This window comes from Sinorhizobium sp. CCBAU 05631 (genome assembly GCF_002288505.1).
Lineage (GTDB): Bacteria > Pseudomonadota > Alphaproteobacteria > Rhizobiales > Rhizobiaceae > Sinorhizobium > Sinorhizobium fredii_C.
This window is the reverse complement of the sequence record NZ_CP023063.1, coordinates 1,392,714-1,410,439: the sequence shown is the minus strand read 5'-3', so window position 1 is coordinate 1,410,439 and position 17,726 is coordinate 1,392,714. Positions and strand designations below refer to the sequence as shown.

Sequence of the window (17,726 nt, the reverse complement as noted above, 5' to 3'; positions counted from 1 at the left end):
CCGGTATTGCATTCGCCAACGGGAAGCGCCGCAGGAGCGACTCCCAACCTATTCGATCAGATATCGGAGCGCCTCATATGTCTCTTCCCGAAAAAGCCTTTCCCGTATCCTGGGATCAGTTTCACCGCGACGCGCGCGCGCTCGCCTGGCGGCTGGCCGATAACGGGCAGGAATGGCGGGCCATGGTCTGCATCACCCGCGGCGGTCTCGTGCCGGCGGCGATCATCTCCCGGGAACTCAACATCCGCATGATCGAAACCGTCTGCATCGCCTCCTATCACGATTACGACATGCAGGGGCAGATGAAGGTGCTCAAGGGCATCTCGCCGGAAATCGCCAAGGGCGGCGGCGAAGGCGTTCTCATCGTCGACGACCTGACCGATACCGGCAAGACCGCCGCCGAAGTGCGCGCCATGCTGCCCAAGGCGCATTTTGCCGCGGTGTATGCCAAACCGAAGGGCCGGCCGCTGGTCGACACCTTCGTCACCGAGGTCAGCCAGGACACCTGGATCTACTTCCCCTGGGACATGGGCTTCACCTATCAGGAGCCGATCGCCAAGGGCAGCCGCGGCTGACCCCCTCGCTCCTTCAGGGGCGCGGCGGAATGTTTTCAACCAGCGTCTCGGCCGTCAAGGCGCGGCCGGCACGGATGCCCGCCTCGCCGTGGCGCCAGACCGCGGCGGCGGCCGCTTCGAAAGCCGGAAAGCCCTGCGCCAGATGTGCGCCGATGATGCCGGCCAGTACATCGCCCGATCCGGCGGTGGCAAGCCAGGGCGGCGCATTCACGTTCACCACCGCTCGGCCGGACGGCGCCGCTACGACGGTGTCCGACCCCTTGTAGACGATCACCGCATGGCTGAGCCTTGCCGCGGCTTGCGCCTTTTCGATCTTGGAGAGCGTGGTATCGGCCGCGACGTCCGGGAACAGGCGCGCAAACTCACCCTCGTGCGGCGTCATGACCACTTGGCCGCCGCATTCGGCGATCTTATCGAACAGCTTTTCCCTTTCCTGCTGAAAGGAACTCATGCCGTCGGCATCGAGGACCAGACCGCGGTCGCAGAGCATCAGGGCGAAGTCCCTCGCCTTCTTGCCGACGCCAAAACCCGGGCCGAGCACGAAGGTGTTGAGCCGCTTGTCGCGCAGCCATTCGGCCAGATCGGCGGCGCTGCCTATTTCCTTGAGCATGACGGCAGTCAGGTGGGAAGCGTTGGTGGCAAGTGCCTCCGGCGGCGAGCCGAGCGTCACCAGCCCCGCCCCCGCGACGAGGCCCGCTGCGGCGGAGAGCCGCGCCGCACCGGTGGAGATCGGCCCGCCGGAAAGGACGGCAAGGTGGCCGCGCTTGAATTTATGCGTGCCGGCATCGAGACCGCCGGCATAGTGTCTCCAGACGCCCGGGCCATTGATCCGCAGGCTGCTCGCCCTTGCGGCGACGAGCCGAGTGGGAATGCCGATATCGAAAACCTCGAGCGTGCCGCATAATTGACGCCCCGGCATCAGCACATGTCCCGGTTTCGGCGCCATGAAGGTGACCGTGTGGGTGGCGGTGAAGCTTGCGCCGCGCACTTCGCCGCTGCGTCCATCAATTCCGGAAGGCAGATCGACCGCCAGGACCGGTATCCGGCTCGCACTGACCCGATCAATGATCGTCTGCGCCACATCCGGCAGGTCGCGGGCGAGCCCCGCCCCGAACAGTGCGTCGACGACGATATCGCCCGCCTGCGGCTCGTACGCCCCGAGGGGCAGTCCTGCGAGCCGGCACCCCTTGCGCGCCCTGGCTGCATCGCCCCGCAAGTTGTCGGCGTCGCCAAGGATGAATATGGCGACTTCTGCGCCACTCTCCGTCAAAGCTTCCGCGGCGACGTAGCCATCGCCGCCATTGTTGCCCGGGCCGCAGAGTACGACAAAGCGCAAGGCGGCCGGGAACAGCTGGAGCGCGGCAGCAGACACCGCCAGCCCCGCCGAGCGCATCAACGAGAAACTGTCGATGCCGGAATCGGCTGCGTCCTTGTCGATCGCCGCCATTTCAGCCGGCGACACCAGCATATCTTCGAGCGCGTCATCCATGTCCCGATCTAAGCGCGCTGGCGCCCGCTAGACAAGAGCGCGCCGGAACAATGCAGGTGATTGTTTATTGTGCATTTGCCCATTATTGATGCTCAAATAACAGGCTTTTCGCATGAAACTGCGGCGATCGCTTCGGGATCATGCGCTTCCGTGGAGGGATCTTCATAAAATTTAGGCAGAGTGGGGTTGCGGACGACAAGCGGCGCCGAGCCGACTCGACCTGAGCGGGTGAAAAGTCCCTCATCTCGCATCATGCCTCTATAAAATTGGCACGCTACATGCATACTGGAAGGCGAGCGGGTGAGACCCAGCTTTACAGGTAGAAGCGGAGAGACATTTTCTCATGAAAAAGATCGAAGCGATCATTAAGCCCTTCAAGCTCGACGAAGTGAAGGAAGCCCTTCAAGAAGTCGGCCTGCAAGGCATAACCGTCACGGAAGCCAAAGGCTTCGGGCGGCAGAAGGGACACACGGAGCTCTACCGGGGGGCCGAATACGTCGTCGATTTCCTGCCGAAGGTAAAGGTGGAAGTCGTGCTGGCGGACGAGAATGCGGAAGCCGTCATTGAGGCCATCCGCAACGCCGCCCAGACAGGCCGCATCGGCGACGGCAAGATTTTCGTGTCCAATGTGGAGGAAGTGATCCGAATCCGCACCGGTGAGACCGGCCTCGACGCCATCTGACTGACTGACCGTCCAAAAACCCCCATCCGATCCGGGGGGCCGCCCGGCCCCGATTTTCCAACTGCGTCATCTCACACAGGGAATTGCAAACCATGACGACTGCCAGTGAAATTCTGAAGCAGATCAAGGACAACGACATCAAGTTCGTCGACCTGCGCTTTACCGACCCGAAGGGCAAGCTGCAGCATGTGACGATGGACGTTGCCGTGGTCGATGAGGATATGTTCGCCGACGGCGTGATGTTCGACGGCTCCTCGATTGCCGGCTGGAAGGCGATCAACGAGTCCGACATGGTGCTGATGCCCGATACGGAAACTGCCCATATGGACCCGTTCTTCGCCCAGTCCACCATGGTCATCGTCTGCGACATTCTCGACCCGGTTTCCGGTGAAGCCTATAACCGCGATCCGCGCGGCACGGCGAAGAAGGCCGAGGCCTATCTCAAGGCATCCGGCATCGGTGACACGGTGTTCGTCGGTCCCGAAGCCGAGTTCTTCGTCTTCGACGACGTCAAGTACAAGGCCGACCCGTACAATACCGGCTTCAAGCTCGACAGTTCCGAATTGCCCTCCAACGACGACACGGATTATGAGACCGGCAACCTCGGTCACCGTCCGCGCATCAAGGGCGGCTATTTCCCGGTGCCGCCGGTCGACAGCTGCCAGGACATGCGCTCCGAAATGCTGACGGTGCTTGCCGAAATGGGCGTCACTGTCGAAAAGCATCACCACGAAGTGGCCGCCGCCCAGCACGAACTCGGCGTCAAGTTCGACGCGCTCGTGCGCAACGCCGACAAGATGCAGATCTACAAATATGTGGTGCACCAGGTTGCCAACGCCTATGGCAAGACCGCGACCTTCATGCCGAAGCCTGTTTTCGGCGACAACGGCTCGGGCATGCACGTTCATCTTTCCATCTGGAAGGACGGCAAGCCGACCTTCGCCGGCGACGAATATGCCGGACTGTCCGAAACTTGCCTCTACTTCATCGGCGGCATCATCAAGCACGCCAAGGCACTGAACGCGTTCACCAACCCGTCAACGAACTCCTACAAGCGTCTCGTTCCGGGCTATGAGGCACCGGTTCTGCTTGCCTATTCGGCCCGCAACCGCTCGGCCTCCTGCCGCATTCCGTTCGGCAGCAACCCGAAGGCAAAGCGCGTCGAGGTCCGCTTCCCGGATCCGAGCGCCAACCCCTATCTCGCCTTCGCCGCCATGCTGATGGCCGGCCTCGACGGCATCAAGAACAAGCTGCATCCGGGCAAGGCGATGGACAAGGACCTCTACGACCTGCCGCCGAAGGAACTGAAGAAGATCCCGACGGTTTGCGGCAGTCTGCGCGAAGCGCTGGAAAGCCTCGACAAGGACCGCAAGTTCCTCACCGCCGGTGGCGTCTTCGACGACGACCAGATCGACTCGTTCATCGAGCTCAAGATGCAGGAAGTCATGCGCTTCGAAATGACCCCGCATCCGGTCGAATACGACATGTACTATTCCGTCTGATGACGGGATTGTCGGCGCATCAGATGCGGCTGGTCCAATCGACATGAAAGCGAAAGGCGGGTTTCGATCGAAGCCCGCCTTTTCTCAAATGCGACAGAAGCGATGCATTTCCGCGAGGTTCATGGGGCTATTGATGTTCCACATGCGACACCCCAAATAATCGTCTGAAAGGATGTGTTGCGTCATGAAACAAAGAAACGCGAAATTCGAAATCGGCCAGATCGTTCGCCACCGGTTCTTTCCGTTTCGGGGCGTCATCTTCGACGTCGATCCGGAATATGCAAACACCGAGGAATGGTGGAACTCCATTCCCCAGGAAATCCGCCCGAGCAAGGACCAGCCCTTCTATCATCTGTTCGCCGAAAACGACGAAAGCGAATATGTCGCCTATGTCTCCGAACAGAACCTCGTCTCCGACGAGAGTGACCAGCCGATCCGCCATGCTCAGGTAGACGCCTTGTTCGAGAAGGCGGATGTGGGGCATTATAGGCCGAAGTCCAACTATCGCCATTGAGCTTATGGTACGGCTCGTCCACGGCTAAGGTCAGACCGGCTCATGGATACGCAAGGTGCGACGGGAAACCGTTCGCACCTTTTTACTGCGGCCTCCAAATAGAAAAGCGCCCGGCGGATAGCCGGGCGCTTTTTCAATTTTAGAAGTGAAGCGATTACTGCTTCTTGGCAGCCTTCTGCGCCTCTTCCAGCTTCTTGCGCGCGTCTTCCGCCTTCTTCTGCATTTCTTCCTGCAGCAGGCGCTGACGCTCTTCGAGCTGCGACTGTTCGATCGGCTCGCCGTCGAAGACGCCGGTGAACCCTTCCAGCGTCATCTTGATCGGGTTGGGCGCGCGCTGGAAATTGACCGACGTGAAGACGACTTCATTGCCCTTCTTCAGGTTGGCGATCAGCGCGTCGGAGAGCGGCGCCTCGGCAACGCACTTGTCGGGCATGCAGATGGCGTAGTCGAGCTTGACGCCCTTGCCACCGTCGATCTGCATCTGAACGCCCGGCGGGATCATGCGCGCGGAGGGGACGGAAACCTGCACGACCTTGCGGTTCACCTTGCCGGAGACCGTGATAAGTCCGACCGCGGTGATAAGCTGACCATTGTTGGCGGTGAGCAGGTTCTGAACGATGCAAACGTCGTTGTCCTCCTGCTTCGTGCAAACCTTGAACCAACCCTGCGGCGGCTTGCCCTGCTGTGCAGAGGCGATGCCCGGCGCGCCGGCTGCTGCTACGGAGAGCGCCAGCGCTGCCATACCCGCGCGTTTGGTGAAGTTCGACTTGAAGATCATTGTGATTCCGTCTCCTGAAAACCGGCCACGGAACAATTGTTCCGCTGGTGAGTATCGTCAGCCCGCCGTCCTGTTGGCCAAATGAGGCTTTTGAATGGCCCCGATTCCGGAAACACCTGTTACATTGGCTCGTGCCGTTTATCCAGTGTTTCGTTGCATTTTTTGCAACTCGGCGACAGCGGACACCGTCTGCCAGGCGCACTATGACATCGTCGGTCCATGCGGAAGGCGCGCGGATGTCTTGCCGCTGCCGTGTTGGAAATATCCCTGCGCATTGGTAACGTGCCGGGAATCGGACCGTCTGTTCCTACGGGAGGTGAAGTTGCGCGCAGTTCTATCCGGCCTGGTCATGCTTCTGGCGACCAGCCTATCGGCCAATGAAGCCGCCGCCGCACCGGTGCACGCCATCTCCATGCACGGCGAGCCGGCCCTCCCGGCTGATTTCAAGCATTTCCCCTACGTCAAGCCGGACGTCAAGAAGGGCGGAAAGGTCTCCTACGGCGTGGTCGGCACCTTCGACAGCCTCAACCCCTTCATCCTGAAGAGCATGCGCACCACCGCGCGGGGAATGTGGGATCCGGGCTTCGGAAACCTGGTCTACGAATCGCTGATGCAGCGCTCCCAGGACGAGCCTTTCACCATGTATGGGCTGCTTGCGGAATCGGTCGAGTGGGACGACGACCGAACCTTCATCCAGTTCAATCTCAATCCCAAGGCGCGCTGGGCCGACGGCGAGCCGGTGACCGTCGAGGACGTGATCTTCACCTTCGAACTGCTGCGCGACAAAGGACGCGCGCCCTTCAGCAACCGGCTGGCGAAAGTCGAGAAGATGGAGAAGGTCGGCGAGCGCAGCGTGCGCTTCGCCCTGAAGGAAGATGCCGACCGCGAGTTCCCGCTGTTGCTGGCGCTTTCGCCGGTGCTGCCGAAACATGCCATCAATGTCGAAGCCTTCGACAGGACGACGCTCGAGCCGCCGCTCGGTTCCGGCCCCTATCGCGTCGCCGAGGTGAGACCGGGCGAACGGATCGTCTATCGCCGCAATCCCGACTATTGGGGCAAGGATCTGCCCTCGAAGACCGGCGTCGACAATTATGATGAGATCTCGGTCGAATATTTCCTCCAGGACAACACGTTGTTCGAAGCCTTCAAGAAGGGCGAGATCGACCTCTATCCGGAAGGCAGCGCCACCAAATGGGCGCGCGCCTATGATTTCCCCGCCGTTCGCTCGGGCGACGTGATCAAGGAGAGCTTCAAGCCGAAAACGCCATCCGGCATGCTCGGCTTCGTCTTCAACACCCGCAGGCCGATGTTCAACAACGTCAAGCTGCGGCAGGGCCTTGCCCTGGTGTTCGACTTCGAATGGGTCAACAAGAACCTGTTCGACGGCGCCTATACGCGGACACAGAGCTACTGGCAGAATTCGTCGCTCTCCTTCCTTGGTGTCGCGGCCGACGATCGTGAGCTCGGCCTGATGGGCGACGTCCGGGAGAAAATCAACCCGGCCATCCTCGACGGGACCTATCGGCTGCCGGTCACCGACGGCTCCGGTCGCGACCGCAACGTCTTGCGCGAAGCGGTGACGTTGCTTCGCGAGGCAGGCTACTCGATCAAGGACGGCAAGATGGTCGATGCCAAGGGCGCGCCCCTTGCCTTCGAGATCATGAGCCAGAATGCCGGCCAGGAGAAGATCGCGCTCGCCTACCAGCGCTTCCTTGCGCCGCTCGGGATTGCGGCAACGGTCCGAACGGTCGACGATTCCCAATACCAGCTGCGCAGCCAATCCTTCGACTATGACGTGATCATCAAGTCCTATCCTTCCTCCCTGTCGCCCGGCGTGGAACAGGTCGGCCGCTGGGGCTCGCAGGCGCGGGACAGGCAGGGCAGCGAAAACTTCGCAGGCGTTGCCGACAAGGATGTCGACAAGCTGATCAACAACATCCTTCAAGCGCGCACACCGGAGGATTTCACCGCCGCCGTCCGGGCGCATGACCGGCTGCTGGTCAACAACGCCTATGTCGTGCCGCTATACCATCTGGATGAACAATGGATTGCCCGCTGGAAACACATCGGCCGCCCCTCGGCGGTACCGCTCTACGGCTATCAACTGCCGACCTGGTGGGACGAGCGGGTGCAGTAGGTAGCCTGGTTCCCTTTTGGTAACGCATTGAAAGACGTGCCCGGCCGGCCTATGTCGCTGCTTCGGAGCATTTTGCGGTCAGGTGGCATCACCCGACGCCGCACGAATGCGGCAGAAAACAAGCAGAGGGCAGCGCGAACGGAGCGCATCCTGATCTGTCGAACAGAAAGGCCGCCACCATGGAAACCGTCAATATCGATATCGTCTCGGACGTCGTCTGCCCGTGGTGCTATCTCGGCAAGAACCGCCTCGACCAGGCGATCGCCAATGTCGCAGGCGAAATCGATGTCGTGATCCAGTGGCGCCCTTATCAGCTCAACCCCGACCTGCCGCCGGAAGGCGTCGATCACAAGCGCCATCTTGCGGCAAAGCTCGGCGGTCAGGACGCGGTCGACCGGGCGCATCAGACGCTCGACGGCTTAGGGCGGGAAGCCGGAATCGCCTTTGACTTCGATGCCGTGAAGATCAGCCCCAACACGCTCGATGCCCATCGCCTCATTCGCTGGGCGTCCACCAGCGGCACCGCTGCCCAGGCCGAGACCGTGCGACTGCTTTTCAAGGCGAATTTCGAGGAAGGCAAGAATGTCGGCGATCACGCCGTTCTGCTCGACATCGCCGAACAGGCGGGCCTGGACAGGCCCGTCATCGCCGCGCTTTTCTCCTCCGATGCCGACAAGGATGCCGTCAAGCAGGAGATCGACATGGCCCGGGAGATCGGCGTGACGGGCGTTCCCTGCTTCATCATCGAACAGCAATATGCGGTGATGGGGGCGCAATCCGTCGAAGTGCTGACAAATGCGCTTCGCGAAATCGCCCAGATGAAGGCGGCCCGCCCGGCCAACTGATCGTCAATAGCGGCGCCGGCCTGCGGCGCCAATTTCCTTTCACGCTGGCTTGGCGAGCGTCGCGAGCTGGGTCATCACCATGGCCGCGCCCGAGAGGCGCTTGTCCGGCGTGACGAGTTCGCGCTGGAAAAAGATGCTCTGGTCGGGCCTGATCTTTGCGTGCGTTCCCTGCTTGGCGATATGCCCGACAAGGGCGGCCGGATTGGGAAATTCCTTGTTGCGGAACTGCACCACGACGCCCTTTGGCCCGGCGTCGAGCTTTTCGACATTCGCCGTGCGGCAGAGCGCCTTGATGTAGACGATCTTCAGCAGGTGCTGGACCTCGATTGGCAGCGGGCCAAAGCGGTCGATCAGTTCGGCGCCGAAACCGTCGATCTCCTTGAGGTCGGTCAGTTCACCGAGGCGGCGATAGAGGCCGAGCCGCAGATTGAGATCGGGAACATAGTCCTCTGGGATCATCACCGGCGTGCCGACGGAAATCTGCGGCGACCAGCCGGTGTCGTGGATTTCCTCTTCACCCTTGAGCTCGGCGACCGCCTCCTCCAGCATCTGCTGGTAGAGCTCGAAACCGACCTCCTTTATGTGTCCGGATTGCTCCTCGCCGAGCAGGTTGCCGGCGCCGCGAATGTCGAGGTCGTGGCTGGCAAGCTGGAAACCGGCGCCGAGCGTGTCGAGCGACTGCAGCACCTTGAGACGGCGTTCCGCCGGGCCGGTCAGCGTCTTGTTGACCGGAAGCGTGAAGAGCGCGAAGGCGCGCACCTTGGAGCGTCCGACCCGCCCGCGAAGCTGATAGAGCTGCGCCAGGCCGAACATGTCGGCGCGGTGCACGATCAGCGTGTTGGCCGTCGGCACGTCGAGCCCCGACTCGACGATCGTCGTCGACAGAAGCACGTCAAAGCGGCCTTCGTAGAAGGCATTCATGATGTCTTCGAGCTCGGTTGCCGGCATCTGGCCGTGCGCCACCGCGACCTTCAGTTCCGGCACGTCGGATCTCAGGAAGTCGTGGATCTCGGAAAGGTCGCTCAGCCGCGGGCAGACATAGAAGCTCTGGCCGCCCCGATAGTGCTCGCGCATCAGCGTCTCGCGGATCACCAGCGCGTCGAAAGGCGAGATGAAGGTTCTGACTGCCATGCGGTCGACCGGCGGCGTGGTGATCAGCGACAATTCGCGGACGCCGGTCAGCGCAAGCTGCAGCGTGCGCGGAATGGGCGTCGCCGAGAGCGTCAGCACATGGACGTCGGTCTTCAGCTCCTTCAAGCGTTCCTTGTGCTTGACGCCGAAGTGCTGCTCCTCGTCGATGATCAGCAGGCCGAGATTGGCGAACTTGATCGAGGAGCCGAGCAGCGCGTGGGTGCCGACGACGATATCCGTCTTGCCGTCGGCGACTTCCTTCTTCGTCAGCGCCAGATCCTTCGAGCCGACGAGGCGCGAGGCCTGCTGAATGCGGATCGGCAGCCCGCGGAAGCGATCGGAAAAGGTCTTGAAATGCTGCCGCGCCAGCAAGGTCGTCGGCACGACGACGGCAACCTGCACGCCGTTCATCGCCGCTATGAAGGCGGCACGCAGCGCCACCTCGGTCTTGCCGAAGCCGACGTCGCCGCAGACGAGGCGATCCATCGGCCGGCCGCCGCCGAGATCGTCGCGGACCGCCTCGATCGAGTTCAGCTGATCCTCGGTCTCGTCATAGGGGAAGCGGGCTGCGAACTCGTCATAGACGCCGTCCTGCGCAACGAGGACCGGGGCGTGCCGCGTGTGCCGCTCGGCAGCGATGCGAATGAGCCCGCCGGCCATGTCAAGCAGCCGCTTCTTGAGCTTCGCCTTGCGCGCCTGCCAGGCGACACCGCCAAGCTTGTCGAGGATCGCATCGGTCCCCTCGGAGCCGTAGCGCGACAGAAGCTCGATGTTCTCCACCGGCAGAAACAGCTTCGCATCGTCGGCATAGACGAGCTCCAGGCAATCATGCGGTGCGCCGGCGGCCTCGATCGTGCGCAAGCCGACGAAGCGGCCGATGCCGTGTTCGGCATGCACGACGTAGCTGCCCTCGTCGAGCCCCGTCACTTCGGCGATGAAGTCGGCGCCGCGCTTGCGGCGCTTCGAGCGCCGCACCATCCGGTCGCCGAGAATGTCCTGCTCGCCAATGACGACGAGATCGCCGGTCTCGAATCCGGATTCGAGGCTCAAAACCGCTGATGCGGCCTCGCCCGCCTTCAGCGAGCGCAGATCGGCGAGCGCCTTCACCGGACGGATATTGGTGAGACCGTGCTCGGCGAGCACCTGAAGCAGGCGGTCGAGCGAACCTTCCGACCAGCCGGAAATGACGACCTTCGAGCCCTTCGCCCGCTTCTCGGCTATGTGTTTGACGGCCTGATCGAAGACATTGGCGCGAGCGCGGTCACTCTCCTCGGCTTCCCCTGCGGCCTTGGCCCAGCGCACCCCCTGCCGCGCCTCGATGGTGACGACCTGACGGGCTTCGCCCTCATGTTCGGAAAACGGCGACAGGCGCACGGCATTGCGCTCGGCTAGGCCGGCCCCGAAACCTTTCGCGCTGAGATAGAGCAGGTCCGGCGGCACCGGCTTGTAGGGGGTGCCCTGCGATATCTGCGACTTGCCGGGAGATGCGGAGGCCTGGCGCGCCTCGTAATAGTCGAGAATGAGCTTCGACCGCTCCGCCGCCGCTTCGCGCGCCAGGTGGTCCGTGACAATGCGGAAGCCATCGAGATAGTCGAAGATCGTTTCCAGGCGATCGTAGAAGAGCGGCAGCCAATGCTCCATGCCGGCATAGCGGCGTCCTTCGGAGACCGCCTGATAAAGCGCATCCTCGCGCGTCGCGGCGCCGAAAAGCGACAGATACCGCGTGCGGAAATGGCTGATCGTCTCCGGCGTCAGCGACACTTCGCTCATCGGATTGAGAGTGAGCGACCGCACCTGCCCGGTGGTTCGCTGGCTCGCCGGATCGAAGGAGCGGATCGTTTCCAGAGTGTCGCCGAAGAAATCAAGCCTGAGCGGCTCGCCGCTCCCCGGCACATAGACATCGAGGATGCCACCGCGCACGGCAAACTCCCCGACCTCACGCACGGTCGGCACGCGCTCGAAGCCGTTTCGCTCCAGCCGCGCGGCAAGATCGTCCATCTGCACCTGATTGCCGGGCCGCGCCGAAAAGGCGAGACTCTCGATCACATCCTGAGGCGAGATCTTTTGCAGCGCCGCATTGACCGTCACCAGCAGGATTTCCGGGTGCGGCTTGTGCCGATGCGCAATCAGGGCGCTGAGTGCCGCGAGCCTTCGCGCCGAAGTGTCGGCGCTCGGGGAAACGCGGTCATAGGGCAGACAGTCCCAACCCGGCAAAGTGAGGACCGGGATGTCGGGCGCCACGAAACCGAGCACCTGCTCGATATCCCCGATCCGCTGGCCGTCGGATAGAAAATAGGCGACCGGCGCGCCGGAGCGTGCCAGATCGGCAAGGATCAGCGCTTCGGCGCCGGAGGGTACCGGCCCGATCGTCACTTCCCGCGCGGCAGAAAGAATTCTCTTCGCGTCAAGACCAGGGATCATCGTCGAATTCATTCCGCCTCTTGCTGAACGGGGTCGAAGTCCGGACGGTAGGCGGCTATGCGCGCAAACAGCGCCGTTGCGAAGCGCTCGGGCAGCGGCATTTCTCCGGTGATCCAGCGAACGAGATCATTGTCTTCCTCGCGCATGATCGTTTCGAGCTCATCCAGTTCCTGTTCGGAAAGGGTGGCAAGCTCCACTTCCGCGAATTGCCCGAGTATCAGGTCCATCTCGCGAATGCCGCGATGCCAGGCGCGGAAGAGGATCCTGCGCCGACGCGGATCAAGATCGGCGCTCGTGCGCGAAATGCCGGTCATGGAACGTCCTTCCTGTCACCCGCCGCAGCGGCGGATCCTGTTCACGGGCTCTATAAACGCTGGAAAGCGGCTTGTCAGCCTTGCCAAGGCCGGATTTCTTGTCGCAATTTCATGGTCATGCGCCCTGCCCTGCTTGATCCGCTGTTTTCTCCGCTCGATAGCCTGCCCGGCATCGGCCCCAGGACCGGCGAGCTCTACGCGCGCCTGCTCGGACGCGAGTCGATCGACGACTGCCGCGTCATCGATCTCCTCTTCCACGCGCCCCACTCGCTGATCGACCGGCGCCGGCAGCCCGGCATCGCCTATGCGCCACAGGGATCGATCGTCACCATAACCGGCCGCGTGGACCGGCACCAGCCATCCCCGCGCGGCCGGCCGAACGTCCCCTATCGCGTCTTCCTTCACGACGATACGGGCGAACTGGCTCTCACCTTCTTCCGGGTCAAGGGAAACTGGCTGGAAAAAGCCCTGCCGGTCGACGAGACTGTGATCGTCAGCGGCAAGGTGGACTGGTTCAATGGACGCGCTTCGATGGTGCACCCGGACTACATGGTCCGCGCGGCCGAAGCCGAAAGCCTGCCGCTCGTCGAACCAGTTTACGGATTGACCGCCGGCCTCACGCCGCGGCCGTTGCGAAAATCGATCGAAGCGGCGCTGGCGCGCGTTCCCGATCTTCCGGAATGGCTGGACGACACCTTGCTGCGCCAGCAAGGCTTTGCGAGCGCAAGGGATTGCTTCCATCGCCTGCACGAGCCGCGCGACGAAACCGACATCGCCCCGCAGGCACCGGCCCGCCGCCGGCTTGCCTATGACGAATTTCTCGCCGGACAGCTGTCGCTCTCCTTGGTGCGCCAACGCTTACGCAAGGTTGCTGGAACGCCGGTGCGTGCCACGGGCAAGCTGAGCGGACCGGTCATCGCCGCCCTGCCCTTCTCCTTGACGGCCAGCCAGTCGGCCGCCGTCGGCGACATCCTTGCCGACATGTCCGGAGCCGAGCGCATGCTGCGTCTGCTGCAGGGCGATGTCGGCTCCGGCAAGACCGCCGTCGCGCTGATGGCGATGCTTGCCGCTGTCGAATCCGGCGGCCAGGCGGTGCTGATGGCCCCGACGGAGATCCTCGCCCGCCAGCACCATGCAACGCTCCAGAAGATGGCGGCGCCGGCGGGCATCACGATCGACGTCCTGACCGGCAGGACGAAGGGCAAGGAGCGCGACGCGATCCTCGAGCGCATCGCTTCCGGCAAGACGCAGATGGTCATCGGCACGCATGCGCTGTTCCAGGATGCAGTGAACTATCGGCAGCTGGTGCTCGCCGTCGTAGACGAGCAGCATCGTTTCGGCGTCCACCAGCGGCTGCGGCTCACCGCCAAGGGCATCTCCCCGCATATGCTGGTGATGACGGCGACACCGATCCCGCGCACGCTGGTACTGGCGGCCTTCGGCGACATGGACGTCTCGAAGCTGACGGAGAAGCCGGCGGGGCGAAAGCCGATCCAGACCGTCACCATTCCGACCGAACGCACCGACGAAATCGTCGAGCGGCTCGATTCGGCGCTTCGCCAGGGCAAGAAGGCCTACTGGATCTGCCCGCTGGTGGAGGAATCCGAAGAGACCGACACAATGTCCGCCGACGAGCGCTACCAAAGTCTTGTGCAGCGTTTCGGCAAGGACGTCGGGCTCGTCCATGGCCGTATGGCCGGGCCGGACAAGGACGCCGTGATGCTCGCCTTCAAGAACGGCGAGATTCGCGTGCTGGTAGCGACGACGGTGGTGGAGGTCGGCGTAGATGTTCCCGATGCGACGATCATGGTGATCGAGCATGCGGAGCGCTTCGGGCTTGCGCAGTTGCATCAGTTGCGCGGCCGGGTCGGGCGCGGCGACGAGGCCTCGACTTGCATCCTGCTCTACAAGGGACCGCTGAGCGAAGCCGGCCACGCCCGCCTGTCGATCCTGCGCGAGACCGAAGACGGTTTCGTCATTGCCGAAGAGGACCTGAAGCTGCGCGGCGAAGGCGAACTGCTCGGCACGCGGCAATCCGGCACGCCGGGATTTCGCATCGCCAGCCTCGAGGCGCATGCGGATCTTCTGGAAATTGCCCGGAAGGACGCCGGCTATATGATCGAGCGCGACCCGGAGCTGACGACGGAGCGCGGCGAGGCGTTGCGAACACTGCTCTACCTCCACCGGCGAGACGAAGCGATCCGCTTCCTGCGGGCCGGTTGAGGGCGCCGCTAAAAGCGCTTGACCCGAGGCTGACGTTACGCCCTTTTCTGCTGGGTGATCGTCCGCGGCGGGGCGTTGGCGAGCGGCTTGTGATCCGGCGTGACCAGGCCGCCGGAAATCAACAGCTTGGCCGCATCCTCGGCGCTCATCTGCAGCGGCACGATCTTGTCGCGAGGCACGAACAACAGGAAGCCGGCGGTCGGCAGCGGCGTCGGCGGCAGGAAAACGGCCACCATATCCATGCCGCGCTCGTCAAACTTGGAAGCGATCTCGCCCTTCACGTCGGTCGCGATGAACACCAGCGACCAAAGCCCGGGGCTTGGATATTCGATCAGCCCGGCCTTCTTGAAGGAGGAGGATTGGTCCTGCAGCACCGTCTGGAAAATCTGCTTCAGCGACTTGTAGATCGTCCGGACGAGCGGCGTGCGATTGAGCAGCGACTCGCCGAAATGGATGATCGAACGCCCTATGATGTTCGCCGTCAGGAAACCGACGAGGGTGATGACGACCATCGCGACGAGCAAGCCGAAACCCGGGATTGCCACCGGAGAATAGGTGTCCGGATTGTAGAAGCTCGGCAAATAGGGTTTCACCCAACTGTCCGCCCATTCGATGAACGAGCGCACCAGCCAAACGGTGATGGCCACGGGCGCGCAGATGATAAGGCCCGTGAGAAAATAGTTGCGCAGTCGGGCTGCGATGATGCCGCTTTTGGAACCGTCCGTCATGCCGTTGCCATCGATCTCGTCAAACCGCCCCGAAGGCCGGATGATAACTGACCGTGCCGGAAACCCGTGTTTCCGCCAAGGGTAGAACCATGAAATATTGCGGCGCACAACCGGGAAAGACAAGAGCCGGATCGCTGCGGAACCCGAACCTGCCGTAAAAAGCCGGATTGCCCGCCAAGACACAGCCGGATGCGCTCAAATTCCGCATTCTATCAAGCCCTTGCCGGACGAGCGCACTGCCCGTGCCGCGACCCTGCCGGTCCGGCCGCACGGACAGGGGACCGAGTCCATACCAACCCGCCGCAAAGGGCATGATCGTCACCGGCGAGAAAGCGATGTGGCCAATCACCTCACCATCGTCCTCGGCGACGAGCGACAGCGTCAGGGCACCCTCGGCGCGGAGACGTTCAATGATCCGCGCCTCGGTCTGATCGCTATAGGGCTGACCGGCAAAGGCAGCGTCCGTCACCTGCCGGATCGTCTCGATGTCTCCTTGCGTCTCCGGCCGGATGATCATTCGACGGTGACCGATTTGGCGAGGTTGCGAGGCTGATCGACGTCGGTGCCCATGAAGACCGCCGTGTGATAAGCGAGCAGTTGGACCGGCAGCGAGAAGATCATCGGCGCGATGATTTCGTCGACGTTCGGAAGCACGATCGTATGCATCGTGTCGAGCTTCGAAGCGGCCGCCCCCTTCCCGTCGGTAATCAGAATGATCCGCCCGCCACGCGCCGCCACTTCCTGCATGTTGGAAACGGTCTTGTCGAAAAAGCGGTCATGCGGCGCGATCACGATAACCGGCATGTTTTCGTCGATCAGAGCGATCGGACCATGTTTCAGCTCGCCGGCGGCATAGCCTTCCGCGTGGATATAGGAGATTTCCTTGAGCTTCAGGGCACCTTCCATGGCGAGCGGGAAGCTTGTGCCGCGACCGAGATAAAGCACATCTCGGCACTTCGACAATTCGCGCGACAGGAACTCGATCTTCGGCTGAATACTGTTGAGCACCTGTCCCATGAGGCGCGGCATCTCGGCAAGGCTCCTCACCAGCGCCTGCTCCTCCTGCTCGCTGACAGTGCCGCGCGCCCTGCCGGCAGCGACGGCGAGCGCAGCCAGGACCGCAAGCTGGCAGGTGAAGGCCTTGGTCGACGCCACGCCGATCTCCGGCCCCGCGAGGATCGGGAAGACGGCGTCGGACTCGCGCGCGATCGTCGATTCGCGCGTATTGACGACCGCGCCGATCTTCAGGCCGTGTTCCTTGCAGTAGCGCAGGGAAGCAAGCGTATCGGCGGTCTCGCCCGATTGCGAGATGAAGAGAGCGGCCGACTGCGGCGAAAGCGGAATTTCGCGGTAGCGGAACTCCGAAGCGACATCGATTTCGACCGGCAGGCGTGCATAGCGCTCGAACCAATATTTGCCAATCAGCCCGGCCAGATAGGCGGTGCCGCAGGCGGAGATCGCCAGGCTCGGCACCTTGGCGAAGTCGATATTGTCCGAAACCGGCAGCACCCGATGGTCGATGAAGTTGATATAGTGGCTGAGCGCGTGGGAGATGACCTCCGGCTGCTCGTAGATTTCCTTCTCCATGAAATGGCGATGGTTGCCCTTGTCGACCATATAGGCCGCAGCCGAGGATACCTGGCGCGGGCGGGTGACGACGTTGCCATCCATGTCGAAGATATGGACGGCGGTCTTGCCGATCACCGCCCAGTCGCCGTCGATCAGATAGGTGATTTCATTGGTGAAGGGCGCGAGCGCGATGGCATCGGAGCCAAGGAACATCTCGCCCTCGCCATGGCCGATCGCCAGCGGCGGGCCGTTGCGGGCCGCCATGATCGTCGACGGGTCGTCCTGGAAGAGGACGGCAAGGGCATAGGCGCCCCTCACCCGTTTCAGCATCGCATGCATCGCCTCGCGCCGTCCCAGGCCGTCGCGGCGAAATTTTGCCAGCAACTGCGCGACGACTTCCGTGTCGGTCTCGGTCTGGAATTCGGCACCCGCCTCGGACAGCTCATCCTTCAGCTCGGAAAAATTCTCGATGATGCCGTTGTGCACGACAGCGACGCCATCGGTGAAATGCGGATGGGCATTGCGTTCGGTCGGCGCCCCGTGGGTTGCCCAGCGCGTATGGGCGATGCCGATGCTACCGGCGAGCGGCTCCTCTTTCAGCCTCGCCTCGAGGTTGACGAGCTTCCCCTCGGCGCGCCGGCGATCCAGCGCTCCACCCTCGATTGTCGCAACCCCGGCCGAATCGTATCCCCGGTATTCAAGGCGTTTCAACGCATCGACCAGTCGCTCCGAGACCGGTTGCTGCCCGACGATACCCACAATCCCGCACATATTGCTCTCCGCGTTCCCTCGCACGCCAGTCGGGCGTGTCAGCTCAA

Annotated in this window: 14 protein-coding genes; 7 read left to right on the top strand and 7 right to left on the bottom strand. The window is 62.6% G+C overall.

Annotation, left to right across the window (positions count from 1 at the left end):
* Positions 1-77: 77 nt before the first annotated feature.
* The gene (gene gpt / locus SS05631_RS06930) at positions 78-575 is read left to right on the top strand and encodes a xanthine phosphoribosyltransferase (RefSeq protein ID WP_037421847.1); all 498 of its coding nucleotides are present in this window, start codon (positions 78-80) and stop codon (positions 573-575) included.
* A gap of 13 nt (positions 576-588) precedes the next feature.
* On the opposite strand, the gene SS05631_RS06925 is transcribed toward gpt, so the two are convergent.
* A complete protein-coding gene (locus SS05631_RS06925) occupies positions 589-2,064 on the bottom strand; it encodes a bifunctional ADP-dependent NAD(P)H-hydrate dehydratase/NAD(P)H-hydrate epimerase (RefSeq protein ID WP_037421844.1) in 1,476 nt (491 codons plus the stop codon).
* A gap of 343 nt (positions 2,065-2,407) precedes the next feature.
* Between SS05631_RS06925 and SS05631_RS06920 the strand changes: the two genes are divergently transcribed.
* The 3 genes from SS05631_RS06920 to hspQ all read left to right on the top strand — a co-directional run bounded on the left by SS05631_RS06920 (position 2,408) and on the right by hspQ (position 4,762).
* Entirely contained in the window at positions 2,408-2,746 is a 339-nt protein-coding gene (locus SS05631_RS06920) for a P-II family nitrogen regulator (protein WP_003528058.1), read from the top strand.
* 92 nt (positions 2,747-2,838) lie between these two features.
* Positions 2,839-4,248, top strand: coding sequence for a type I glutamate--ammonia ligase (gene glnA / locus SS05631_RS06915; protein WP_037421841.1), 1,410 nt, complete (start codon positions 2,839-2,841; stop codon positions 4,246-4,248).
* Positions 4,249-4,432: 184 nt separating this feature from the next.
* Positions 4,433-4,762 (top strand): heat shock protein HspQ, encoded by a 330-nt coding sequence (gene hspQ / locus SS05631_RS06910; RefSeq protein ID WP_037421838.1) that lies wholly within the window; start codon positions 4,433-4,435, stop codon positions 4,760-4,762.
* Positions 4,763-4,916: 154 nt separating this feature from the next.
* Here hspQ and SS05631_RS06905 read toward each other — a convergent pair whose 3' ends face one another.
* Complete coding sequence (locus SS05631_RS06905; RefSeq protein WP_037421835.1) at positions 4,917-5,540, bottom strand: invasion associated locus B family protein; 624 nt, start codon at positions 5,538-5,540, stop codon at positions 4,917-4,919.
* 322 nt (positions 5,541-5,862) lie between these two features.
* On the opposite strand from SS05631_RS06905, the gene SS05631_RS06900 reads away from it, so the two are divergent.
* Positions 5,863-7,677 (top strand): extracellular solute-binding protein, encoded by a 1,815-nt coding sequence (locus SS05631_RS06900; RefSeq protein ID WP_083854152.1) that lies wholly within the window; start codon positions 5,863-5,865, stop codon positions 7,675-7,677.
* Between the two features lie 179 nt (positions 7,678-7,856).
* The gene (locus SS05631_RS06895) at positions 7,857-8,522 is read left to right on the top strand and encodes a DsbA family protein (protein WP_037421829.1); all 666 of its coding nucleotides are present in this window, start codon (positions 7,857-7,859) and stop codon (positions 8,520-8,522) included.
* A gap of 39 nt (positions 8,523-8,561) precedes the next feature.
* Here the strand turns inward: SS05631_RS06895 and mfd are convergent, their stop codons facing one another.
* Together mfd and SS05631_RS06885 are read right to left on the bottom strand one after the other, a co-directional pair.
* Entirely contained in the window at positions 8,562-12,086 is a 3,525-nt protein-coding gene (gene mfd, locus SS05631_RS06890) for a transcription-repair coupling factor (protein ID WP_245369161.1), read from the bottom strand.
* Positions 12,083-12,388, bottom strand: a complete 306-nt coding sequence (locus SS05631_RS06885) for a succinate dehydrogenase assembly factor 2 (protein ID WP_037421826.1) — start codon at positions 12,386-12,388, stop codon at positions 12,083-12,085. The genes mfd and SS05631_RS06885 overlap by 4 nt, the downstream gene beginning before the upstream one ends.
* 117 nt (positions 12,389-12,505) lie before the next feature.
* Between SS05631_RS06885 and recG the strand changes: the two genes are divergently transcribed.
* On the top strand, positions 12,506-14,611 hold the full coding sequence (recG, locus tag SS05631_RS06880; RefSeq protein ID WP_037422204.1) for an ATP-dependent DNA helicase RecG: 2,106 nt from the start codon (positions 12,506-12,508) through the stop codon (positions 14,609-14,611).
* Between the two features lie 35 nt (positions 14,612-14,646).
* On the opposite strand, the gene SS05631_RS06875 is transcribed toward recG, so the two are convergent.
* Genes SS05631_RS06875 through glmS form a run of 3 tightly spaced genes read right to left on the bottom strand, consistent with a single transcriptional unit; the run spans position 14,647 to position 17,679 of the window.
* Positions 14,647-15,339, bottom strand: coding sequence for a DUF502 domain-containing protein (locus tag SS05631_RS06875; RefSeq protein ID WP_037421823.1), 693 nt, complete (start codon positions 15,337-15,339; stop codon positions 14,647-14,649).
* Between the two features lie 19 nt (positions 15,340-15,358).
* Positions 15,359-15,856 (bottom strand): N-acetyltransferase, encoded by a 498-nt coding sequence (locus SS05631_RS06870; protein ID WP_037421820.1) that lies wholly within the window; start codon positions 15,854-15,856, stop codon positions 15,359-15,361.
* Positions 15,853-17,679, bottom strand: coding sequence for a glutamine--fructose-6-phosphate transaminase (isomerizing) (gene glmS / locus SS05631_RS06865; protein WP_037421817.1), 1,827 nt, complete (start codon positions 17,677-17,679; stop codon positions 15,853-15,855). The genes SS05631_RS06870 and glmS overlap by 4 nt, the downstream gene beginning before the upstream one ends.
* Positions 17,680-17,726 lie beyond the last annotated feature (47 nt).